The sequence below is a fragment of the Ramlibacter sp. genome, from assembly GCF_035548915.1.
GTDB lineage: Bacteria > Pseudomonadota > Gammaproteobacteria > Burkholderiales > Burkholderiaceae_C > Ramlibacter.
This window is the reverse complement of sequence record NZ_DASZSE010000051.1, coordinates 1-22,185: the sequence shown is the minus strand read 5'-3', so window position 1 is coordinate 22,185 and position 22,185 is coordinate 1. Positions and strand designations below refer to the sequence as shown.

Annotated in this window: 19 protein-coding genes and 1 pseudogene; 5 read left to right on the top strand and 15 right to left on the bottom strand. The window is 64.8% G+C overall.

Annotation, left to right across the window (positions count from 1 at the left end):
- Positions 1 to 10: 10 nt before the first annotated feature.
- The 12 genes from VHA82_RS22575 to VHA82_RS22520 form a co-directional block, all read right to left on the bottom strand.
- Complete coding sequence (locus tag VHA82_RS22575; RefSeq protein ID WP_325547427.1) at positions 11 to 967, bottom strand: acetamidase/formamidase family protein; 957 nt, start codon at positions 965 to 967, stop codon at positions 11 to 13.
- Positions 964 to 1,869, bottom strand: coding sequence for an oligopeptide/dipeptide ABC transporter ATP-binding protein (locus tag VHA82_RS22570; RefSeq protein ID WP_325547426.1), 906 nt, complete (start codon positions 1,867 to 1,869; stop codon positions 964 to 966). Before VHA82_RS22570 ends, VHA82_RS22575 begins: the two co-directional genes overlap by 4 nt.
- A gap of 80 nt (positions 1,870 to 1,949) precedes the next feature.
- On the bottom strand, positions 1,950 to 2,951 hold the full coding sequence (locus VHA82_RS22565) for an ABC transporter ATP-binding protein (RefSeq protein ID WP_325547425.1): 1,002 nt from the start codon (positions 2,949 to 2,951) through the stop codon (positions 1,950 to 1,952).
- 12 nt (positions 2,952 to 2,963) lie between these two features.
- Positions 2,964 to 3,818, bottom strand: a complete 855-nt coding sequence (locus VHA82_RS22560) for an ABC transporter permease (RefSeq protein WP_414708691.1) — start codon at positions 3,816 to 3,818, stop codon at positions 2,964 to 2,966.
- A 50-nt stretch (positions 3,819 to 3,868) separates the two neighbouring features.
- On the bottom strand, positions 3,869 to 4,810 hold the full coding sequence (locus VHA82_RS22555) for an ABC transporter permease (protein ID WP_325547423.1): 942 nt from the start codon (positions 4,808 to 4,810) through the stop codon (positions 3,869 to 3,871).
- Positions 4,811 to 4,837: 27 nt separating this feature from the next.
- Positions 4,838 to 6,412, bottom strand: a complete 1,575-nt coding sequence (locus tag VHA82_RS22550; protein ID WP_325547422.1) for an ABC transporter substrate-binding protein — start codon at positions 6,410 to 6,412, stop codon at positions 4,838 to 4,840.
- A 31-nt stretch (positions 6,413 to 6,443) separates the two neighbouring features.
- Positions 6,444 to 6,977, bottom strand: coding sequence for a cupin domain-containing protein (locus VHA82_RS22545; RefSeq protein ID WP_325547421.1), 534 nt, complete (start codon positions 6,975 to 6,977; stop codon positions 6,444 to 6,446).
- Positions 6,978 to 7,011: 34 nt separating this feature from the next.
- Complete coding sequence (locus VHA82_RS22540) at positions 7,012 to 8,463, bottom strand: amidase (protein ID WP_325547420.1); 1,452 nt, start codon at positions 8,461 to 8,463, stop codon at positions 7,012 to 7,014.
- A 99-nt stretch (positions 8,464 to 8,562) separates the two neighbouring features.
- Complete coding sequence (locus VHA82_RS22535; protein WP_325547419.1) at positions 8,563 to 9,483, bottom strand: MBL fold metallo-hydrolase; 921 nt, start codon at positions 9,481 to 9,483, stop codon at positions 8,563 to 8,565.
- Between the two features lie 124 nt (positions 9,484 to 9,607).
- The gene (locus VHA82_RS22530; RefSeq protein ID WP_325547418.1) at positions 9,608 to 10,723 is read right to left on the bottom strand and encodes a porin; all 1,116 of its coding nucleotides are present in this window, start codon (positions 10,721 to 10,723) and stop codon (positions 9,608 to 9,610) included.
- 138 nt (positions 10,724 to 10,861) lie between these two features.
- Positions 10,862 to 11,500 carry a Crp/Fnr family transcriptional regulator gene (locus VHA82_RS22525; RefSeq protein WP_325547417.1) on the bottom strand — a complete coding sequence of 213 codons (639 nt, stop codon included), beginning with the start codon at positions 11,498 to 11,500 and terminating at the stop codon, positions 10,862 to 10,864.
- An 83-nt stretch (positions 11,501 to 11,583) separates the two neighbouring features.
- Positions 11,584 to 13,191: an amidohydrolase gene (locus VHA82_RS22520; RefSeq protein ID WP_325547416.1), complete on the bottom strand. Its 1,608-nt coding sequence runs from the start codon at positions 13,189 to 13,191 to the stop codon at positions 11,584 to 11,586.
- A 120-nt stretch (positions 13,192 to 13,311) separates the two neighbouring features.
- Here VHA82_RS22520 and VHA82_RS22515 point away from each other — a divergent pair, with 120 nt between their 5' ends.
- Positions 13,312 to 14,793 carry a PLP-dependent aminotransferase family protein gene (locus tag VHA82_RS22515; RefSeq protein ID WP_325547415.1) on the top strand — a complete coding sequence of 494 codons (1,482 nt, stop codon included), beginning with the start codon at positions 13,312 to 13,314 and terminating at the stop codon, positions 14,791 to 14,793.
- Positions 14,794 to 14,844: 51 nt separating this feature from the next.
- Here the strand turns inward: VHA82_RS22515 and VHA82_RS22510 are convergent, their stop codons facing one another.
- Positions 14,845 to 15,606, bottom strand: a complete 762-nt coding sequence (locus VHA82_RS22510) for an IclR family transcriptional regulator (RefSeq protein ID WP_325547635.1) — start codon at positions 15,604 to 15,606, stop codon at positions 14,845 to 14,847.
- Positions 15,607 to 15,702: 96 nt separating this feature from the next.
- On the opposite strand from VHA82_RS22510, the gene VHA82_RS22505 reads away from it, so the two are divergent.
- The 4 genes from VHA82_RS22505 (at position 15,703) to VHA82_RS22490 (ending at position 19,698) form a co-directional block, all read left to right on the top strand.
- The gene (locus VHA82_RS22505) at positions 15,703 to 16,665 is read left to right on the top strand and encodes a tripartite tricarboxylate transporter substrate binding protein (RefSeq protein ID WP_325547414.1); all 963 of its coding nucleotides are present in this window, start codon (positions 15,703 to 15,705) and stop codon (positions 16,663 to 16,665) included.
- A gap of 46 nt (positions 16,666 to 16,711) precedes the next feature.
- On the top strand, positions 16,712 to 17,392 hold the full coding sequence (locus VHA82_RS22500) for an RraA family protein (RefSeq protein WP_325547413.1): 681 nt from the start codon (positions 16,712 to 16,714) through the stop codon (positions 17,390 to 17,392).
- Positions 17,389 to 18,306, top strand: coding sequence for an NAD(P)-dependent oxidoreductase (locus VHA82_RS22495; protein WP_325547412.1), 918 nt, complete (start codon positions 17,389 to 17,391; stop codon positions 18,304 to 18,306). Before VHA82_RS22500 ends, VHA82_RS22495 begins: the two co-directional genes overlap by 4 nt.
- A gap of 453 nt (positions 18,307 to 18,759) precedes the next feature.
- On the top strand, positions 18,760 to 19,698 hold the full coding sequence (locus VHA82_RS22490; protein WP_325547411.1) for a hypothetical protein: 939 nt from the start codon (positions 18,760 to 18,762) through the stop codon (positions 19,696 to 19,698).
- A gap of 338 nt (positions 19,699 to 20,036) precedes the next feature.
- On the opposite strand, the gene VHA82_RS22485 is transcribed toward VHA82_RS22490, so the two are convergent.
- Together VHA82_RS22485 and VHA82_RS22480 are read right to left on the bottom strand one after the other, a co-directional pair.
- Entirely contained in the window at positions 20,037 to 21,368 is a 1,332-nt protein-coding gene (locus VHA82_RS22485) for a tyrosine-type recombinase/integrase (RefSeq protein ID WP_325547410.1), read from the bottom strand.
- Positions 21,369 to 21,683: 315 nt separating this feature from the next.
- Positions 21,684 to 22,185: pseudogene (locus VHA82_RS22480) on the bottom strand (hypothetical protein); the annotation flags it as partial.

Sequence of the window (22,185 nt, the reverse complement as noted above, 5' to 3'; positions counted from 1 at the left end):
CATGCGTGCCTCAACCCAGCAAGTGCTTCGGGAACATGCCGTGCACCCCCTTCTCGCCGTTCACGGTCTGCGTGACGTGGAAGTCACAGGCCAAGGAGCAAAGCTGATAGGCCTCACCGCGCGACAAGCGGCAGCGTCGCTCGAGAAATCCGATCATCTGCCGCAGCGCCTGCTTCATCGCCTGGTCGAGGTCTTCGTCGAAACCCATGCTGATGAAGTGCGTTGGCGTCTCCGCGCGCGGATACACCTGCAAGGGGTCGCCGATGCCGCCGCCCTTGTGCAAGTGCAGTGTGAACTTGCCGTCGAGGCAGGTTTCGAGCGCGGTGACGCACACCTCCCCGTCGCCCTGCGCCGCGTGCCCGTCGCCCACGGAAAAATTGGCGCCCGCCACATGCACGGGCAAGTAGAGCGTGCTTCCCGCAACGAGTTCCTTGTTGTCGATGTTGCCGCCATGAACACGCGGCTCTTTCGACGAGATGCGGCCGAAGCGCTCGGGCGGTGCCACGCCCATCACACCGAAGAAGGGCCGCAGCGGCAGCTTCATCCCCCAAGGCAACTCGGCCATCCCGCGCTCGCGGTCGATGGGAATGGTCGCCAATGAATATTCGGGGAAATCTTCAGGCAGCGTACCGGCCAGCGGGCGAATGTAGTTGTAGCCCCAGTCGCAGCCAAGCGTCACGGAATCGATGCGCACCTCCAGCATGTCGCCGGGCTCGGCGTGATGCACGGCCACGGGGCCGGTGATGATGTGCGGCGCCATCAACGGCAAGTCGGCCTCGACAATCGCCCGCAGGGCCTGAGGCACGTGCATGCCGGATCCTTCGGCCGGCAAAAGGTTCGACTTGCCCGATACGGTCTCGATCTCGACGCTGTCGCCCGATGCGATGGACAGCACGGGCTCGAAACTCGCATCGAACATGCCCACCCGCACGGTGGCGGGCGTGGCGCGAAGGACATGAACGGTCACTGCAAGGGCCTTTCGTCATTGAGGTGGCAAGCGGATTCGTGCAAGCTGCTCACTCGCCTGAGTTGCGGCTCCTCCTTCACGCAGCGCTCGAACGCATGGGGGCACCGGGTGTGAAAGCGGCAACCCGAAGGCGGGTTGGCCGCGCTTGGAATTTCGCCCCTGAGGATCACGCGCGGCCGCTTGGCGGCGGAGGGTTCGACTTGGGGCGCGGCGGAGAGCAGCGCCTGCGTATACGGATGCCGGGACTGCAGGAAAATGGCGTCACGGGTGCCGATCTCGACGATGCGCCCGAGGTACATCACGGCGACGCGATGCGTCATGTGCGCCACGATGCCCAGGTCGTGACTGATGAACAGCAGGGACAGGTCCAGCTCGCGCTGCAAGTCCTGCAACAGGTTCACGATCTGCGCCTTGACCGAGACGTCGAGAGCGGACACGGCTTCATCGCACACGATAAGCTCCGGGTTGGCGGCCAGGGCACGCGCGATGCCGATACGCTGCCGCTGGCCGCCACTGAACTCATGCGGCCACCGGCCGATCGCATCGCGCGGCAGGCCGACCTTTTCGAGCAGCGACGCCACGCGCCTTTCGATCTCCTCGGCACGCACGGCGGGGTGAAAGTTGGTGATCGGCTCCGCGATGATGTCGCGCACCTTCAACCGGGGGTTGAGCGACGAGAAGGGGTCTTGAAAGATCACCTGCATGCGCTTGCGCATGGCCCGCATGCGGCCCGCCGTCAGCGTGTCGATGCGTACGCCGTCGAGGTGGATCTCGCCGCCATCGACGGGCAGCAGGCCCAGCACCGAGCGGCCGACGGTGGATTTTCCGCATCCGCTCTCGCCGACCAGCGACAAGGTCTCGCCCCGGGCGATCGAAAACGACACGCCGTCGACCGCGCGCAAGAGCGCGCGAGGCTGAAACGGCAAGGCCGCCTTCAGGGGGTAGTGCTTCTTCAGTTCGTGAACTTCGAGCAGCGCTTCCGTCACGCGGGCTCCTTCATCGACAAGGGGTTGTGGCAAGCGGCCGAGTGAAGGCTTGCGAAAGCGTGAGGTTGCGGCGTGACTCCGCGGCAAACGTCCGTCGCACGATCGCACCGCGGCCGGAACGAACATCCATCGATGTGTTCCTTCGCGCTGGGGACGCAGCCACGGATTTCGTTGAGGCGGCGATAGCCCGAGCCCGCCACGACCGGCGGCGGCATCGCGCCCATGAGGCCGCGCGTGTAGGGGTGCAGGGGTGCGTGGAAGAGCGTCTCCGTGGCGGCGGACTCGACGATTCGGCCGGCATACATCACCAGTACGCGCGTCGCGAATTCACGGACCACGCCCAGGTCATGCGTGACAAGCAGGACGGCCGAGCCTTGCTCGTGAGCGAGGGATTGCAGGACGTCGAGGATCTGCGCCTGGATCGTCACGTCCAGCGCTGTCGTGGGCTCATCGGCGATGAGTAGCTTGGGCCGCGATGCGATCGCCATCGCAATCATGATGCGCTGGCACATGCCGCCCGAGAGTTCGTGCGGATACTGCCGCGCGCGGCGCTGCGGGTCGGGAATGCCGACTTCCACGAGCAGCTTCGATGTGCGCTCCCTCGCTTCGGACCCGCTCATCCCGCTGTGCAGCAACAGACATTCCGCGATCTGCTTGCCCACGGGGAAGAGCGGGTTGAGGCTCGCCATCGGGTCCTGAAAGATCATGCCGATCTCGTTGCCCCGCAATTGCCGCATTTCGCGCTCGGCAAGCAGGCCGAGGTCGCGGCCTTCAAAGAAGATGTCTCCCGACATGCGGGCGTTGGGGCCGAGCAGGCGCAGGATGGACATGGCCGTAACGGATTTGCCGCTGCCGCTTTCCCCCACGATGGCCACCGTCTCGCCCGCGCGGACGTCGAAGGTGACGCCTCGCACGGCGTGCGCCATGCCGCTTGCCGCCGGGAACCGCACGTGCAGGTCGTCGACCTGCAGGATGGGCGCTGCTGGAACTGATTTCATGTGGGGTTCGTCTCAGTCGCGGCGGTTCATCTGCGGGTCGAGGAAATCGCGCACGCCGTCGCCCAGCACGTTCATCGACAGCACGGTGGCCGTGAGGAACAGCGCGGGAAAGAGCACCGTGTGCGGACTCGTCTGCCAAATGCCGCGGCCTTCGGCCATGATGTTTCCCCACGAGGGGATGTTGGGCGGAATGCCGGCGCCAAGGAACGACAGCGCCGCTTCGAGAAGGATGGCTGCCGCGCAGATGAAGGTGGCCTGCACGGCCAGCGGCGACACCAGATTGGGAAACACGTGCCTCGCAAGGATGCGCGCGGGCCGTGTGCCGCTCGCCACGGCTGCCTCGATGAAGAGCTGGCCGCGGATCGTGAGCACGTTGCCGCGCACGAAGCGCGCCACGCGCGGGATTTCCGTGATGGTGATGGCAATCACCACGCTCCATACGCCCGCGTGGCTCAACGCGATCATGGCGATCGCGAGCAGGATCGAGGGGATGGCCATCATGCCGTCCATGATTCGCATCAACACGTTGTCGGCCCAGCGGAAGTAGCCCGCGACGCCACCCACCACCAGGCCCGCCGCACACGCGAGCAATGCGACGGATGAACCCACGATGAGCGAGATGCGCGCTCCGAACACGACGCGCGAGAAGATGTCGCGCCCGAGGATATCGGTGCCGAACCAGAACATGGCGCAAGGGCCCTGCTTCCGATGGACCGGCGCGACGGCTTCGGGGTCCGCGTACGTGATGTAAGGCGCGAAGACCGCCATGGCCACCAGCAGGAGCAGCACGAACCCGCCGATGGCAACGGCCGGGTTGCGGCAGACGGATCGCACCCAGCTCGCGCGCCGCGCGGGAGCGGCAGGCAACGCGGAAGTGCCGTCGATCGCCGCCGGCGGTGCCGGAATGGTTTCGGTCGTCACAGGCGCACCCTTGGGTCTATCACGACGTACAGCAGATCGATCAGCAGGTTCACGACGACGTACATGAGGGAGGACAGCAGCACGACGCCCTGGATCACGGGGTAATCGCGCCGCAGGATGGCGTCGACGGTGAGCCGGCCGACACCGGGGATCGCGAACACGCTTTCCGCGACCACCGCGCCGCCGATCAGCAGCGCAACGCCGATCCCGACCACGGTGACGACAGGAAGCGCGGCATTGCGCAGTGCGTGCACGTAAAGCAAGCTTGCGCGCCCTGCGCCCTTGGCGCGCGCCGTGCGGATATAGCCATGCTGCAGGACGTCGAGCATCGCTGCGCGCGTGGTGCGCGCGATCACGGCGATGTAGATGCTGCTGAGCGACAAGGCCGGGAGTGCAAGGCTGCGCAGCCAGTGGACGACGCCGTCGCCGAGCGGCGAGTAGCCTTGCACCGGAAACCAGCCGAGCTTCAGTCCGAACACGTAGGCCAGCAGATAGCCGAGCACGAACCCGGGAACCGAGAAGCCCAGCACGGCTGAAGACATACTGATGCGATCCACCCAGCCGCCCGGCTTCGCTGCAGCGGCGATACCCAGGGGGACGCCCACCGCCAATGCGAAGAGCAGAGTCAGGACCATGATCGATATCGTGGGCTCGACGCGGGCGGCGATGAGGCTGCCCACCGGCATGTTGGTGAAGATGGAGACCCCGAGCGAGCCGCCGAGGATCTGCCACAGCCAGCTGCCGAACCGCACGAGAAAAGGCTCGTCGAGTCCGAGTGACACTCTGATGTGCTCGAGCTCCTCCGCACTGGCCTGATCACCCGCGATGAGCATCGCCGGGTCGCCCGGTGAGAGATAGAGCAGGCTGAACACGATCAGCGCCACCACGAAGATCACCGGCAGCGTCGCAAGGACGCGCCGCAGGAGGTATGCGGTCATGCCAAACCTTGTCGGATGCGGCGCCGGTCAGCGCTTGTCGATGTTCCAGAAGGCCTGCACGTACGCGGGCGACACGCCGCTGATGTTGGAGCGGTACGCATTCACCACGTCCCACTGCCCCACCGGGATGTAAGGCAGCGATCGCCAGAGGTCGCGCTGCAACGCCTCGAAGGCGGCCTTCTGCGCGACGGGTGTCGTCGCCTGGAAGAACTTCTGGCGCAGCGCCTCGCTTTTCTCGTCGCACGGGTAGCCTTGCCAGTTCTTGCCGCCGCACGACATGTCGAGCGCGACGTTCGTGAGCGGATGGAACCACAGGCTGCCCGTGGCGTTGTACCCGAAGAGGTTGTAGCCGCCCTGCCCCACGGGCTTGCCCTTCGCGCGCACACGCTGGAGCAGCGCCGGGAATTCGAGAGGCTGGACGTCCACCTTCACGCCGATGTCCTTCAGGCGCTGCGCGAGAACCTGCGCCACCCAGGTGTCGCGCCCCAGCGTGGCAACCATCACCAGCGTTTCGCCTTTGTAGCCGGCCTGCGCCATCAGCTCCTTCGCGCGCTTCAGGTCCGGCTTGCGAAAAGGCTCGGAGCCCACCTCGGTGGAATACACCGAGCCGCACACCGTGAAAGCATGGCAGGCTTTCCAGTCGGCATCGCCCGCGGCGATCGGCATCATCTCCTTGGCGTCGACGAGCAACGCGAGTGCCTGGCGCGCCCGGGGATCGTTGAAGGGCGGCACCTGGTGGTTCGGGCGCACGAACCACACGAAAGGCAAACCGTTGCGGCTCATCTGGATGCCCTTGGATTTCAGCGTGCCCAACTGGTCGGGATCGGCTTCGCTCCAGAGGTCCGCTTCGCCGGCGATCAGGGCGCTTGCAGCCGTCGTTGCATCGGGCATCACCATCCACACCACCTTGTCGACCTTCACGACCCGGCTGCCTGCAAGCCCATCCGGCGGCTCCTGCCGCGCGACGTAATCGGGGTTGCGGGCAAACACCGCGCGCGAGCCTTCGATGCGCTCGGCGTCCACGTACCTGAACGGGCCCGAACCGACGACGGGCAGCGGCATCGGCGTGTTGTAAGGGCGCCTGGCGTCCTTCTCGCGCATGATCCCAGGAATCGGTGCGCCGCCCCCCGCCAGCAGGAATTCGACCTGCCCGAAAGGCTCTTTGAGCGTGAGTCGGAACGTGAGCGCATCCTCGATGCCGAGCGGCGACGCCAGCCGCGACTTGAGCTGGCCACCGATGCCCGTGTTGTCGGCCCATCGCTTGATCGACGCCACGACGTCGTGCGCGGTGATGGGCGTGCCGTCGTGGAACTTCAGGTTCTTGCGCAGCGTGTACGTGCGCACCAGCCCATCGGCGCTCGTCGTGAAGCGCTCGACCATCATCGGCTGCGGCGCGAGCTTGCCATCCAGCGCGAAGAGCGTGTCGAACACCATCTGCGAATAGACGCGCGCAATGCGGTTGCTGCCCTGCGTCGGGTCGAGCTCGTTCAGGTCCTGGCTGATCACGTTCAGCACCTTCTGCGGTGCCTGCGCCAGTGCCACGTGGCTGACCAGCGCGATGCACGCGGCGATCAGCACGCGTGCGATTCGTTCGAAAAACATGCTTCTCTCCTAGCTCTTGTATGCCGGGCGGTCAGCCCGGATTGCCGTTGCGCACGATCCGCCCTTTGCCGTCCGTGGTGACGCCCAGCTTCATCGCGGCCTCTCGGATCTGCTGGGACCACTCGATGGGATCGGGCTTCGTGCCGCCCTGGATGGCGACGAGGTACGCATCCTCGGAAGACTCGTTGCGAAAGCCCCGCATCACATTCGGCGGCACCGAGATGACGTCCCATGTCTCGAGCATGAGCTCGTGGCCCTTGCCGCCCCACTGGATGGACCAGCGGCCGGACAGCGGCAGGAACACTTCGGTCGTCGTGTGCGAATGCAGGCCCGAGCCCTTGCCCGGCGCCGCTTTCACGATGGCGACGTGAAAGTCCTGTGCATCGGGGATCGCCACGGGCATTTCCGGGTCTTCGGTGATGCCGCGACCGATCACGCTGAAGAATTCGCGTTCGAATTCGGGGATGACGGCGTCGATCACGGCCAGCTTGCTCGCGCGCAAGTCCTTGAACCGCGCGACGCGCTGCGTCATCTCCTGCGGCGTCATCTCGATGTACTGGGTCATTGAGTCTCCTGGGGATTCTGGTTATTGCGTTTCTTCAGCGCGATGCGCTTTCGAAGGCGCGATGCGTGACAACGGAAAGCCGCGGCTGCCATGGCGCGAGCTCTTCCACTTCGAAAGCCAGCGCGAAGAGCACGTCCTCGCGGCCGGCGCCGCCGATCATCTGGGCGCCGATGGGCAGCCCCTCGGCGTTCCAGTGCACGGGGACCGTGGCCGCAGGCTGGCCGGACGCATTGGCCGGGATGAGGAAAGCCGTGCGCGCAAAGTTCGCTTCCTGGTGATCGGCAATGTTGCGGGCCTGCGCGATTTCCTGGAGCAAAGGCGGCGGCTGCGTGAGCGACGGAGTCAGCACCACATCGACATTCGACATGAAGCCCGTCATCGCGCGGCCCACGGCGTGGATGGTGGCAACCGCCGCCAGGTAATCAGCGGCAGAGATGGTCTTGCCTTTTTCGTACGCCGAGCGCGTCGCCGGCTCGAGGTCTTCGGGCCCTGGCGCGCGGCCGAGCAGCTTCGCGCGCCTGTCGATGTCGAGTGCGACGTGGCTCGCAAAAAGACGCGTGGTCGCGTCGGCGTAAGCACCGTAGTCGAATGCCGCGGGCTGTGTCACCTCGACCGCGTGGCCGAGCTGCTCGCAGTGCCGCGCGAGCGTCTCCACCGCGGCCACGCAGTCGGCGTGAACGGGATACATCTCCCATGCGCTCGTCCACACCGCGATACGAAGGCGATGCGAGGGCAGGCTCGACCGGTCGGCGTAGTTCACCGCTGGGCCATGAGCCGCGTACGGTGCAACGGGATCCGGCGCGCACACCGCGGCCAGCGCCGCGGCCGTGTCGCGCACCGACCGCGATAGGAAGCCATCGGTGCCGAGCCCCGCGCGGATCTCGCTCGTCAGCGGCCCGGCGGGCAGTCGGCCGCGCGAAGGCTTCAGGCCGAAGAGTCCGCAGCTCGAACCCGGGATGCGGATGGAGCCGCCTCCATCGCTGGCATGCGCAAGAGGCACGATTCCCGCAGCCACGGCCGACGAGGCGCCGCCGCTCGAGCCGCCCGAAGAATGCGTGAGGCTCCACGGGTTGCGCGTCGGCCCGCCGTTGACCACGGCCTCGGTCGTTGCCGACATCAGCAGCTCGGGCGCACAGGTACGCGCGAACGAGACGAGCCCCGCTTCGCCGAAGCGAGTGACGAGCGTGGCGTCCTGTTTGTGCTCGACGTCCTTGAAAAAGCGCGAGCCCATGCTCGTCTTGAACCGCGTGGCGGCGATGGAGTCCTTCAGCAGGAACGGCACAGCGCCGAAGGTTCCCTTCAGAGGCAGCGCGCGCGCGAGCGCAAGGGACTCCTCGTACTTCTCGTAGCAAAGCGCGTTGAGCACCGGGTTGACCTCGCGCGCGCGCGCCACGGCCGCCTCCATCAGCTCCGCCGGCGACACGCGCTTGCGCCTCAGCAGGTCTGCCAACCCCAGCGCGTCGTAATCCTTGTATTCCGAAAACATGCGATTCCTCGAACGAATGCCTCATGCCAATCCACCTTTGGCGGGGAGTGACATTGGCCTTGAATTATGTGCAGTTGCATGAAATTTCCGTGGGCCAATTCAGCTGCGGAAGCTGGGCCAATTCGCCTCCGGATGCGCGCTCTCGACCGCGCGCACCGCGCCGGACTCGCTAACGACCACGGTGTCGAAATGACGCGGCACGACGACTTCCGAGCCGGGCGACACATGCCTCACCTCCGCCACGAAGGTGTCGGCCTGCGCCAGTGCCTCGTCTTGCGGCGCACCGTAGGGCGCCGTCTGAACGTCCCAGTGCGTGGCAACCACCAGCGGGGGCAAGCCGACGCGCCGCAGAAGGCGGCCGGTGTAGTCGTGAATGTGCAGGCGCGGCTTGGCCGCCGGCACGAGGGCGATTGTCGCGTCGATGTCGAACAGTTCCCGCTCGATGTAGTTCATCGAACCGAACACGATGATGCGATGCGACTTCCAGCGGACGAAGTAGCCGAGCGTGCCGCCTTCGCAGTAGTCGATCATGCGCAGCGGCCGCTCCACGTCGGGGGGCACCAGCCTCGACTCGAAGTACCGCTTCGCGGCCAGCGGCGAGTGCAGGCTCGGCAGCACCCGGACCGACAGCGTGTCGAAGGCGTAGTCCTCGCCACCCTTCACGGTGATGAGCTGGCGCTCGGCAACATCGCCGGCACGCGCGACGTTCATCGTGCTCTCGGTGCCCAGCACCAGTGCACCGGTCTTGCGCGCGATGTGCGGCATGTCCATGCAATGGTTGAAGTGCGAGTGCGAGATCAGGATGTAGTCGGCCCGGTCGATGTGATTGTCGACGAGCGCCACGTCGGTGTGCAGGCGATCGGCCGGACGGAAGATGGGGCGCGCGTCGCCGGGAGACACCGGGGCGTCGGGGTCGCCGAAGGTCTTGCCTGCATAGCGCACGCGGGAGAAATACGGATCGACCAGCAACGTCGTCATGCCGTCTGTGATGCGCCAGCCGGCTGCGCCGAAGTGGGTCATGCGAAGCTCGCACGACCCTTGCGGTGATGGGTTTTGCATGGGTGACTGCGCAGATGTCGGGGAAAAAAGGGCCGGCCCCGAGCCGGCCCAACCTTGGAGAACTTGCGGGTTTTGCTTTGTTGCTTCAGAAGAGATGGCGCAGGCCGAGCTCGGCGCCCGTCGTGTTGCCGCCGGGCGTTGTGGTGGGTCGGCCATTGCTGTAGAAGACGCTCGCGCCCTTGTTGTCGACCACGCTGTACGTCGCGTACAAAGCCGTGCGCTTGCTCAGGTTGTGGACGTATCCGATGCCAATCTGCGAGCCATCGTTGTTGCCTGCACCGGCGTTCTGGTTGGCCGACGTGTACGAAAGCTTGAACTCCCCCACACCGAACGGGATCGAGGCACCGACATACCAGGCGCTGTTTCTCGGCTGCAGGGCGGAGCGGATTGCATCGCGGTAGATGCCTGCGAAGAGCTTCGCCACCGCAAAGTCGTATGTACCCGCAAGCCCCTGCTGGACGTAGTCACCCGTGGTGTAGCGGGTGCGGCCGTAACCATAGGAAATATTGCCTGCGCCGAACGAATAACCGAGACGGCCACCGAAATGGTCGCCGTTGTTCTTCGTGCCGCCGGCAGCGTTGCTCGGGTTTTCGCCGAGCGCGTACATCACCTGGCCGTAGAAGCCGCCAAGGTTGGGCGGCAGGAAATAGCCGATGCTGTTCGACGCTCGCACATTCGCCTGCATGCCGTTCGCACTGCCCAGCGAGCCGATGAGGTTGAAGCTCGAGGCCGAGCCGACGTGACCGAACACGTCGTAGAGCGAGGACTGCCAGAACGCGGGGATGTAGTCGCGGCCCAGCCTCACCTCGCCGAACGAGCCTGCAAGGCTCACCGTCGAGCGCCGGTTGAACGTGAGGCCTTGGCCGCCGTTGATACCGGCCAGCGCACTGCCCGTTGGCTGGTTGTTGATGTTCGACGGCTGGAAGGTGCCGCTGTCGTTGTTCATGCCCGCTTCCAGCCAGAAGGAGGCCGACATGCCGCCACCCAGGTCTTCGACACCGCGAAAACCAATCTGGCTCGAACGGTTGGCGCCTTGCACGAGGCGCGTGATGCTTCCGTTGCCATCGCCGCTCACGCGTTGCAGGGCCGCATCGACCACCCCCCAGAGGGTGACCGACGACTGGGCCCACGCCGCGCCTGTTCCCACAAACGCCATGATTGCCGCTGTGATCGCTTTCTTCAAAGTCTGCTCCTCGACCAAAGTTGGTTATTCCAGATGTGCCGCACGGGATCGCGCGGCGCAACGAATGCTAGGAATGCAGGAGCTTCGTGTATGTCGGTGCGCCGACACTTGTGTGGCGTGATCGCGAATGAAAGAAGCAAGAGCGGCGCGCCGGTTTCAGGCCGCGGCTGCAAGCACCGCCGAGAATGAAGACCGCAACCCACCGATGCTCTGCACCGTGATGCGGCCGCGGCGCTTGCCGATCAGCTTCTTTTCCACCAGCGAGTTGATCGCTTCGTTGACGGTCTGGCGTGTGAGGCCCACGATTTCCGCGACATCCTCCTGCGTGACGAACAGCTCTCCGCTGTCGACGCAAGCGCCCTGGCGAGCCGCGCAACTGAACTCGGTCAGTTCCGCCAGTAGCTTGGCGACGCTGGCTTCCTTGCTCGAGATGCGGTCGACATGGCTGCGAACAATGAGGCGCATGTGCCGGCTCGTAAGCGCCTTCATGGCGAAGGCCGCGAATTCGAAGCTGTTGCTGTTCAAAGTCCGAAAGGTGTCCGCGGAAATGCGAAGGACGGTGGCTTGCGTAAGCGTTGCGATGTCGTACATGCGGCAGGTGGCGTTGATGATGTCGCACTCTTCGATCCACTCGCCCGGATACGCCAGGACGAAACTGTGCGTTCGGCCGTCGACGGTATGGAAACTGGCTTTCACAATGCCGCTCAGCACGCCCGTCCACGTGTCGGGAAAGTCTCCTCGTCTTCCGATCAGCTCCTTCGCGGCAAGCCGCTCCAGGCGGCTTGTCGAAAGCACGAGGCTTCGTTGGGTTGCGCAAAGCCCCCGAAACCATTCGTAGCCTTGCAGCGCGTGCTCGGCGGTTGGCGTTTGCGTGCAGCTCATGGCGCCATGTGGACAAGTTCGCCGCCCACCGCAGTGGCCTGCACCTTCACCGTCTTGATGGCATGGGGATCGCATTCGAGCGGGTCCACGGCCAAGCTGACCCAGTCGGCCAGCATGCCTTCTTTCAGCATGCCCCGCTCCCCTTCCGCAAAACTCAGCCATGCAGCGTTGGTCGTATACATCTCGAGCGCTTGCTGCGCCGAGATGGCCTGCTCGCGCCCCAGCACCAGCGTCAAAGCATCCACCCAGCGAGTCACGGCATGCCAGATGCCCAGCAGCGGCTGATAGGGCGTCACTGGCGAATCGGAGCCGCCTCCTACGATCACACCCGCATCCATCCAGTCCCGGATGGGTGTTGCGCGGCCCACTGCGCGAGCGCCCATGCGTTTCACGAGAATCGGCGCGAATTGGTATTGCATGGAAGCCTGCGTGGCAACACCGATGCCCAGGCGTGCCGCCGTTTCGATGTTTCCCTTCGAAGGCCACAGGTACGCGTGAATCACGTGAAAACGCAGGTCGCGGATGGGATGGAGACGGTCGACGGCGTCGAAAGTCGACATGACGATGTCGATCGCCCTTCCGCCCACTGCGTGCACGCCCATCGACCACCCGTGGCCCGCGCAATATTCGGCCAGCCGATGCAGGGTTTCAGTCTGCGTGACCTGGATGCCGCAATTGCACGGATCGCCCGGGTAGGGCTCGCGCATGAGCGAAGTGCCGAGCGACGCCCCGCCGTCAAGCACCACTTTCACCCCGCCGAGTTTCAGCCGCTGGTCACCCTGGCCTGTGCGGCCCTGCCACGCCTGCAGGTCTGCGATCATTTCGTCATCTCCCGCACCCGTCGCCGCCATCGGCATGGCAACCGTGCGAATCGTGAGGCGCCCGTCTTCGTGGAGCTGCCGGTAGGCAGCAAAGTCTTCGCGCGACAAACCCGGCTCGATCAAGCCCGTGATGCCGCAGGCGTGATACTTTGCCTGCATGTCGAGGATCGCTTGCAGCACTTCGTCAAGAGCCGCCGGCGGCACCAGGCGCCCCACCAGGTCGAACGCGGGCCGGGCGAGGAGCACCCCGCTCGGCTCGCCTTCTTCGTCTTTTTCGATCCGGCCGCCCAGCGGATCGACGGTATGACGGTCGATGCCCGCCAACCGCAAGGCGCGTGAATTGGCGACCGCCGCATGGCCCACGCGCGGCAAGTAGACCGGGCGGTCGGGGCAGACGCTGTCCAGTTCCTTTCGTGTGGGATAGCGCCCTTCCTCGAGGTTCACCACATGCCAGCCCATGCCCGATGCGATCCATGGCTTGTCCGGATTCGCGCGTGCATAGGCGGCGACGGCGTCGAGGACGTCCGACACGCTGCGGCACTGCGAAAGATCGGCCAGTCTCTCTTGCATGGCGGTGCGCAGGAGGTGGTTGTGGGTATCGATGAGGCCGGGAAGAATCGCCCCGCCTTCAAACGAGAGAGTGCGCGCATCCCTGCCGAACCGCGCCGCGATTTCATTGCGCGCGCCGATGGCTGCAATGCGTCCGTCGACGACCGCCATCGCCTGCGCAGTGGGGCGCATGGGGTCCATGGTGCGGATGTGTCCGACAACGACTGAATTCATCCGTGCTTCTTCTGTATGTGGCCCGTCATCCGGGTCTGTATGGCCTACCCTTGTTGGACTACAATTTTGAGAAGTTCAGCCGTGATCGGTTGTACCAATTCCAGCGAAGTATTCGAGCCAATGAAAACCGTTCCCTCACGTCTACCCCCCGCGTACGAGGGCGAAAACAAGTCCGCGCTCATCTACCGCATGCTCAAGGAGAGCATCCTCACGGGGCAATTGAAGGCGGGCATCCGCCTGCCGCCGGAGCGCGACTACGCCCAAATCCTCGGCGTGGCGCGGGGGACGGTGAACGCGGCGTACAACCGTTTGCGCGATGAGGGTTACGTGCAATCGAGAACCGGCGATGGCACCTACGTGTCGACGGTCACCCTGCCGGCCGCAGGCAAAGGCCGCGAGAGCAGCGGAAAGACCGGCCAGCTTTCACGCCGCGGTGCGGGCCTCAGCAGCTACCTGCCGGAATGGGGCAACGCGCCGCCCGATCGCAGCCTTCCTTTCCGGCTGGGCCAACCCGCGGCGGAGTTGTTTCCCTTCCGGCGATGGCACGGCTTGTTGCGCGACATGCCGGACCCCGTCGCCCACCGGCTGGCGGACTACCACGGATCTTCCGGCTATGTGCGCCTGCGCGAGGCGTTGGCCGAAGTCGTGTTTCTCTCGCGCGGCATCAACTGCGGCGCCGAAGACCTGATCGTCACCAACGGCGCACAGCAGGGTCTTTCAATGCTGTTCACGGTGCTTTGCGACGCCGGGGATCGCGTCGCGATCGAAGACCCGTGTTATCCGGGCAGCGTCGCGGCCATGAAAGCCGCGGGGCTGGTTCCTGTGCCAATCCCCGTCGATGCCGAAGGGTTGCGGGTCGACGCTCTGGAGCGTTTGCAGGGAATCAGGGCCGTGGTTGTTTCGCCCACGCACCAGTTTCCTCTCGGCTACCAACTCAAACTGAACAGGCGCCTCGCACTCCTCGCATGGGCGCAACAGAACGACGCGTGGATCGTTGAAGACGACTACGACGGAGAGTTCCAGTACAACTTCAATGCCGTCCCGTCATTGAAGAACCTCGACTCCGAGCACCGGGTAGCGTACGTCGGCAGTTTTTCGAAGACGCTCTTTCCGTCGATTCGCCTGGGCTTCGTCGTTGCGAGCCCGGCGGTCGTGAAGGGGCTTGGACGCGCAAAAGCCATTGCGGACCGATTCAGCAGCATCGAGGCGCAATGGTGTCTCTACAAGTTCATCGAGAGCGGCGACTACCTGCGGCACTTGCGGCGCATGCGCAACGTCTACAGCCGGCGACGGGCTTCGTTCGTCGAGCACGCGTCGACGATCTTCGGTGAAAGCGCCTTCGCGGACCTGCCCAACGCGGGCTTGCACATTTGCGTTTCGCTGGACAGTGAAATCGACGACATTGCCATCTGCGAGGCCGCAGCCACTCATGGCATCGACATCGCTCCCATCTCCGCCTATTGCATCACCGCAAAGCGCAAGGGGCTTCTATTCGGTTTCGCCGGCTTCGCCGAGAAAGACGCGTCGAGCGCGCTGCGGCTGTTCAAGCCCGTGTGGCGCCGCCTCACCGCCGGCGTCACGCGAGGCATTGCTCACGCCTGATTCGAGGCCGCTCGCAGGAAGCAGTTCTTCGGCTGCACGAAGGCGCATCCCTCAGGGATGCCAACGGGACACGGCTGCCGGTGTCGCCGACGACTTCGTGCCCGCCAGTGCATACGAAAGCTGGTTGGCCGCCCGGATCACGAACTTCGCGTGCTTGTCCAGCTTCGCCTTCGTGAGGCGCGCGCTCGGCCCCGAAATGCAGATCGAGCCGAGCAGCCTCCAATTCAGTGCGAACACTGGCGCGGCAACACTCGCAACTTCCGCCTCCCGTTCGCCGAGCGAGATGTGATAGCCGCGCTCGCGGATGGATTCGTAGGGCTCGCCGGCCGCGCCACTGAACGCGAGAATGACTCGCCCCGGCGCTCCGCGGTTCAACGGCAGCCGCTCGCCTATCCGAATGTTATGTCGCACCGAGCGCGGGCCTTCGACGCGCGCGACACAGGAACGGATGTCTCCTTCGCGCACGTAGAACGAGGCGCTCTCGCCTGTTTCCTTGACCAGCTGGTGCAGCGCGGGCTCGACGACGTTGTTCACGTCGAAGCCGGCCTGGTAGCGAGCGCCCAGCCAGCCAGCCGCGGGGCCGAGCCGCCACTGGCCATCGTCGGACTGCACCATGTATTGCGATAACGCCAGCGTGCGCGCGAGCCGAAGCACCGTCGTCTTGTGCATGCCGACCCTGCGGCTCAACTCGGCAAGGCTCAGTGTCGACTCGCCGATCTCGAAGGCTTCCATCACGGACAAGGCCTTCGTCACCGCGGCAACGCCCGGGTGCGTGGCCGCAGGGCTCGATCGTTCCTTGGCTGAGTTGCGCATCTTGCACCGCGATTCAAGGAGTGAAACGGTATTGTAGCTCGTGCAACGTCCCTCTACATTCGGTCCACGTGCAGCAAGCACGAACGGAGACAACACATGAATTTCACACGCCGCGCATTGCTCGCGCTCACCGCCGCATCCTTCGTTGCATCCACCGCGTTCGCGCAAGCCTGGCCGGCCAAGCCCATCCGCGTGATCGTGCCCTTCCCCGCGGGCGGAGGTACGGACGTCCTCACCCGCGAGGTCACCGGCAAGATGCCGGGCTACAACTTCGTGGTCGAAAACCGACCCGGTGCGGGCGGCAATCTCGGCGTCGATGCCGCGGCGAAGTCGACTGCCGACGGGTACACGCTCGTCATGGGCCAGACCAGCAACCTGGCGATCAATCCCACGCTGTACTCGCACCTGCCCTACGACCCGGTCAAGGACCTGACGCCGATCGGCCTGGTGGCCAGCTCGCCGCTGCTGATCGTTACCAGCGCCAATTCGCCGTTCCACACGATCGAGGACGTGATCAAGGAAGCGAAGGCGCATCCGGGCAGCATCAATTTCGCTTCTTCCGGAAACGGCACGGTGGCGCACCTCACGATGGTCGAGCTCCAGAAGCAGGCGGGCATCAAGCTCACGCACATCCCGTACAAGGGCGCATCGCAAGGCACCACCGACGTGATGAGCGGCGCGGTGCAGCTGTACGTGTCGTCGGTGCCGACGCTGATCGGCCACATCCGCAGCGGCAAGATGCGCGCGCTCGCCGTCACATCCGCCAAGCGGGTTGCCGACCTGCCGCAAGTGCGGACCGTCGCGGAGTCGGGCTACAAGGGCTTCGAATCCGTGACCTGGTTCGGCATCCTCGGCCCGGCCAACCTTTCCAAGGACATCGTGTCGAAGCTGAACGCCGACATCAACAAGGCGCTCAAGGATGCGGAGCTGAAGAAGCAGTTCGATGCGCAGGGCGCGGACATTCTCGGCGGGACGCCCGAGCAGTTCGCCCGACTCATTCGCGACGACGTCGCCCGCTGGGGCGCGGTCGTGAAGGAATCCGGCGCCAAGATCGATTGAGCGTCGCCCGCGTCGACTCGATCCCCACCTTCAAGAAAGACACCGCATGAACCCCGACATCGTCCGCGACTTCGAGCGCGTTTCCCCTGACCTCGTGCGCCAGGCTTGCGAATTCCAGGCGGCAATCCTTGCCGACGTGAACGGCCGCCGCGGTGCCTTGCACGGCCGCATCGCGGCGCTGCGCCCGCGCATGAAGCTCGCGGGCCCCGCTCTCACCGTGGACGTGCGCCCCGGCGACAACCTGATGATCCATGCCGCCATGTCGCTCGCCAGGCCCGGCGACGTGCTCGTGATCGATGGCAAGGCCGACCAGACGGCCGCGCTGATGGGCACGATCATGATGACCGCATGCAGGCAGCTGGGCATCGCCGGCGTCGTGATCGACGGTGCCGTGCGCGACAGTCTCGAGATCGACGAGATGGACTTTCCCGTGTTCTCGTTCGGCACCAACCCGAACGGGCCGACGAAGAATGTTCCGGGCCGCATCGGCCATCCGATCGCATGCGGCGGTGTCGTCTTGCGGTCGGGCGACCTCGTCGTCGCCGATGCGGACGGCGTGTTCGTCGGCGAGCGGGAACGTGTCGCTTCGCTCCTGCCGCTGGCCCGCAAGAAGGTGGAGGACGAGGCTGCGCGCATCGCCGCGATCAAGAACGGCGACACTGCCGCCAAGTGGCTCGTGCCCGCGCTGCGCGCCGCGGGCGTGCTGAAGGAAGGCGAAGGCCTGTGAGCGCCAGACGCGCGGTCGTCGTCACGGGTGCGGACCTCGCGCCGCAGGCGCTCGATCTCCTACGCGATTTCGATGTGGTCTACGCGGGCAAGACGCCGCAAGAAAACGACCTCATCGCGCTGTGCAAGCGGCACGACCCCGTCGCGATCATTGTGCGCTACGGCAAGGTCGGCGCCGCGGTCATGGATGCCGCACCGTCGCTGCGCGTCATCTCCAAGCACGGAAGCGGAACGGACACGATCGACCAGGACGCGGCCAAGGCTCGCGGCATCGAAGTGCGCGCAGCCGCCGGCGCGAACGCCGCGGCGGTCGCCGAACAGGCGCTGGCATTGCTGCTCGCGTGCGCCAAGTCCGTCGTGCGCCTGAACGAGCGCATGCACGCGGGCCACTGGGACAAGGCCACGCACAAGAGCCTCGAGCTGCACGGGCGCACGATCGGCCTCGTCGGCCTCGGTGCGATCGGCCAGCGCTTCGCGCGCATGTGCGATGCGATGGGCATGAAGGTGATCGGCTTCGACCCTTTCGCGCACCACGTGCCCGAGTACGTGCGGCTGGGGGACTTGCCCACGCTCTGGCGCGAGTCCGACGCGATTTCGCTTCACTGTCCGCTCACGGCCGACAACCGGAACATGGTGAACGCGCAGGCGCTTGCCGCGTGCAAGCGCGGCGTCATTCTGGTGAACACGGCGCGCGGGGGGCTCATCGACGAATCCGCGCTGTTGCAGGCGGTGCGTTCGGGGCAGGTCGCTTGCGCGGGCCTGGACAGCTTCGCCGTCGAGCCGATGACCGTCCCGCATGCGTTCCAGCACGAGCCGAACATTGTGCTCAGCCCGCACATCGGAGGCGTCACCGGTGACGCCTATGTGAACATGGGCGTCGGTGCTGCGCGGAATGTGGTGGACGTACTTCGGTGAATGGCGCGGGCGTTCCCACCCGCCCTTCGCTGTACGGTATTCGGGATGGCTCGGCCGAAGACGATGTGCTCTCCCGGCTCGGGCAGCCGGGTTCTGAAGAACTTGACGGCGTGACCAAGACCCTCCGTACCCTCGGTACAACCTAACGCTGTACTTGGAGAAGCGAATGGCAGCTTCGCGATGCCGCCGCCCCGGTTGGAACTCGGCTTGGCTCTGCGTTACTCATCTGTCCGAATAACCCATGGCGCGAACGGGCCTGGCGTCCGGCCGGCCTGCTCGCCTGCTCGCCGATTCCAGCGGCGCCAACCACCGAGGACTCCCATGTTCGCGCGAACATCCATTTCCCCATCGCTTCCCGTGGCGGCGTCAGTAGGTGACCCCGTCACTTCCCTCGTGCAAAGTCGTGAACGCACTCGACTTTCACTTCCGGCGCCGGCGCGCGTGCAACCTGCGATGGACCGGGGCGAAGTCGACCTTGACGCTGCGCATCGCCCGCGGCCCGCTTCCGAGTTGCTCGGCATTCATGTGTCCGCGGGGCTGCAGCCATTCCCCGCACAGGCTGCTTTGAGCATCCACATGCCTGTTCAGCCGCCGGCACCCGAGGATCGTGCAGGAGGCAAGCGAAAGCCGGAATCGGACGAGCATCTCGCCGAGATGCAATCCACGAGGCGAGCGAGCCCACCGGCCCGCGGCGTGGTCGAAGTCGGCGCGCCGCCCGACGTGGTCCGTCTGGCCGAGTTCACACGAACAATGCCGCTGTTGCGCGCCGAAGGCATTCAGGAATTGCAGCCCACTTCGCCCGAGCTCGGCAATCTGCGCATTGTGTTCGACGTGTCGATGGACGACATGGCGACCATCGTCGTCGACAGGCGAAGCAGCGATGGAACGCTCGATGCGTTGGCGACGAGCGGCTTGTCGACGTGCTACGCAGTCGCGGCGATAGGCCCCGCCGCCGGGGACGATGACAAGGTGGTGATGACACTGGGTCATTTCTCGTTACTGATTCCGGCGGCGCAAGCTGTCGCCCACGTCGCGCGAGCGATGACCGCCAAAGGCGTCGTCGACTGGACTTACTCCATAGCGGGTGGGCAGGCGTCGCTGTACGGGAACGAGGCGGGAATGACACCCGACGGTTCGCCCGGCTCTCTGGACGAGGGGCTTCGGTACGTCGAGGCTGCGGGCACGCGCCTCAGGGCGGCTCGCATCTGCCTGTCGGAGACCGAAGCGTTCGACATGGTGGAAGAGGAAGGATTCCGCCGCGCGCCGAGCACAGGCCGGCCGGAGTCGGTCACGGTGGTGTTCACGCCCGAAGGGATGATGTACTACTGCCGCGACGGGGAGTATGGCAGCCAAGTGCCGGGGATGCCGCCGGAAGACGAGGAGCTTTCCTGAGGGAGACATTTCGATATTTCATCGGTGCGATGGATTCGATTTCCTTCGCGCAGGATTGCCGCAAAGGACATGACGCCCTTGACGCGCAACGAGCGCGCAAACGCCTGGCCCACGCCCGCGAATCGGCGTGGCTGAACCGCGGGCCCAAGTCGAACAGCTTCATCGAGCTGAAGACATCACTCAACTAAAGAATGTGCGGCAGAAACGAACAAGGGCCCGAAGGCCCTTGTCGTGCTTGAAGCATTGGCGGAGTGGACGACTGCCGCCGGATGATGTCAGGTCGTCCCACCAGGTCCCAAAAATCAAGCTGGGCCGATGACTTAGGAGCGTCGGTCGTCTCACGTCGGACCACCACGATTCACCCCGTCTCCGACCAGAATGGGGGTGGCGGCGGGGGCCTGAGAAATTGGGCGGAGATCGTTGGGAGACGGCTTCTCCTGGGAGCCCCGTGCATCCGTGGCGGGTCGCGCATTCGAAGGAGCATTTTCTCCACACCACGCGGCCCAGTCCGCCATGAGGCGACGGCGCCATTCAAACAGGTCGCTGCGGCGGTAGGCGTTTTCAACGGCCGTGCCCACGGTGTGCGCCAAAGCGATCTCGGCGAGGTCGCCCGGATAGTCGGTGACCTCGGCCGCCCAGTCCCGAAACGTCGAGCGAAAGCCGTGAACCGTCAGGTCATCGCGCTGGAGCCGCTGCAAGACCGTCGGCATGGCCATGGCGGACAACCGCGCCCCCTTCTTTGTCCCGGGGAAAACAACCACAGCATCCAAACCGATCTGCGCGCGGAGCAACTTGACAGTCGCATCGCCCAGCGGAACTCGATGCACCCTGCCCGCTTTCATCCGCTCTGCCGGCACGGTCCATACGCAGTTGACCAGGTCGACCTCGCTCCACGACGCTCCCAGCACCTCGTTCGTACGACAAGCCGTGAGGATCGTGAATTCCAGCGCCTGGGCAGCAACGCCTTCCTGCGTCCTCAAAGCTTTGAAGAATGCGCCGATCTCACTGAACGGCAGCGCCGCATGATGCTTCACCTTCTTGAGCTTTGAAGGGGCTGGCAACAGCCACTCAAGATGGCCTGTCCAGCGGGCGGGGTTCTCGCCATCGCGATATCCGCGAGTTGCCGCCCAAGCCAAGACCCGCTCGATGCGTTCGCGCACGCGCGTGGCGGTTTCGGTCCTGCTCGCCCAGATCGGCGCGAGGGCCTTCAGCACAAGGTCCGTGTCAATCTTGCGGGCGTTGACCGAGCCAAAGTGCGGAGAAGCATAGGTGCGCAGTGTGTTCTCCCATTGCTGCCGGTGCTTCGCGCTTCGCCACACATCGCCATGAGCTTCGATGTACTGTTTGGCGCAGGCGTCAAAGGGCAACTCGCGCGCTTGGTCGCTGCGCTGTTTCTCCACCTCCTGACGTTTCTTCTCCAAAGGATCCACCTTGTCGAGGAGGCATCGCCGAGCCTCGCGCGCGGCAACTCTCGCGTCAGCAAGGCCGACGCTATGCAGTGGCCCGAGACCCATGTAGCGTTCGCGCCCGAAAAGCTCATAGCGGAAGATCCAGCTCTTCCTGCCCTGGGGATTGATCTGCAGGTAGAGACCTCCGCCGTCGCCGTAGTTACCCGGCTTGGTGAAGTGCTGAACTTGCATAGCGGTGAGTTTCGCCAATCTCTTGCTCATGTTCTCAGGCTCCGGTCTTCATTGAATTTCAATGAGAAGTTTGGAGCACGACTTCGAGCGGTCAACTGACTAGGCGGCGATTCCGCGACCGGTTTTGCAACCAGATATGAGTGAATCGCAGGCGAAGTGTTTGCTGGTTCAAACTAGGGTGTGACCGCCCTCGAGAACGTACTGTTGGTGGACGGAGCCTCGGACCAGAGTCTCAGCACAGCGTGACCAGCCTGAGGCGAGAGCGCGACTTGAAGCGGCCTATCGCCTCATTCGGTATTCGCCAGTGCCCGGACCGAGCTCTTTAGCTCATAGAGCGCATCGGTGTCAAAACACTTTGCAGGCACCGTTCTCCCAACGGAACCAGATGTGCCCGTCGCTCCGCGTAGTCAGAACCGACCGAGGTCCTTTTCCCCTGAAGCCGGCAATTCCCCTCGCCTTGCTGTAATAGTAGGGTACCGTCTCCTGAGACTGATGCTTCTTTGCGCAGTCGGAAATGACGACGAGTTCTGGGTTGCATCCGTAGAGGTCGAACATCGCTTCGCACTTGCCATTTTCTCGGCCATGGTGCGCTGCCATCAGCACGTGCACATTCGGCAGCAGATTCACAAACGGCTGATACTTGAGCAGGTTCAGAAATCCGGCTCGTTCCATGTCCCCCGGGAACAAGAAGTTGATTCCCCGGATGCTAAGGAACGTCTGAACAAGTCCACCGATGATGCCTTCATGCGTTGAAAGACGCAAAGGAGCTTGAGCGATGAGCCAGCTGAGTTTTTCGGACGCGGAGTACGCCGGCAAGAGGAAGAAGACGAGGCGCGAAGTCTTCCTG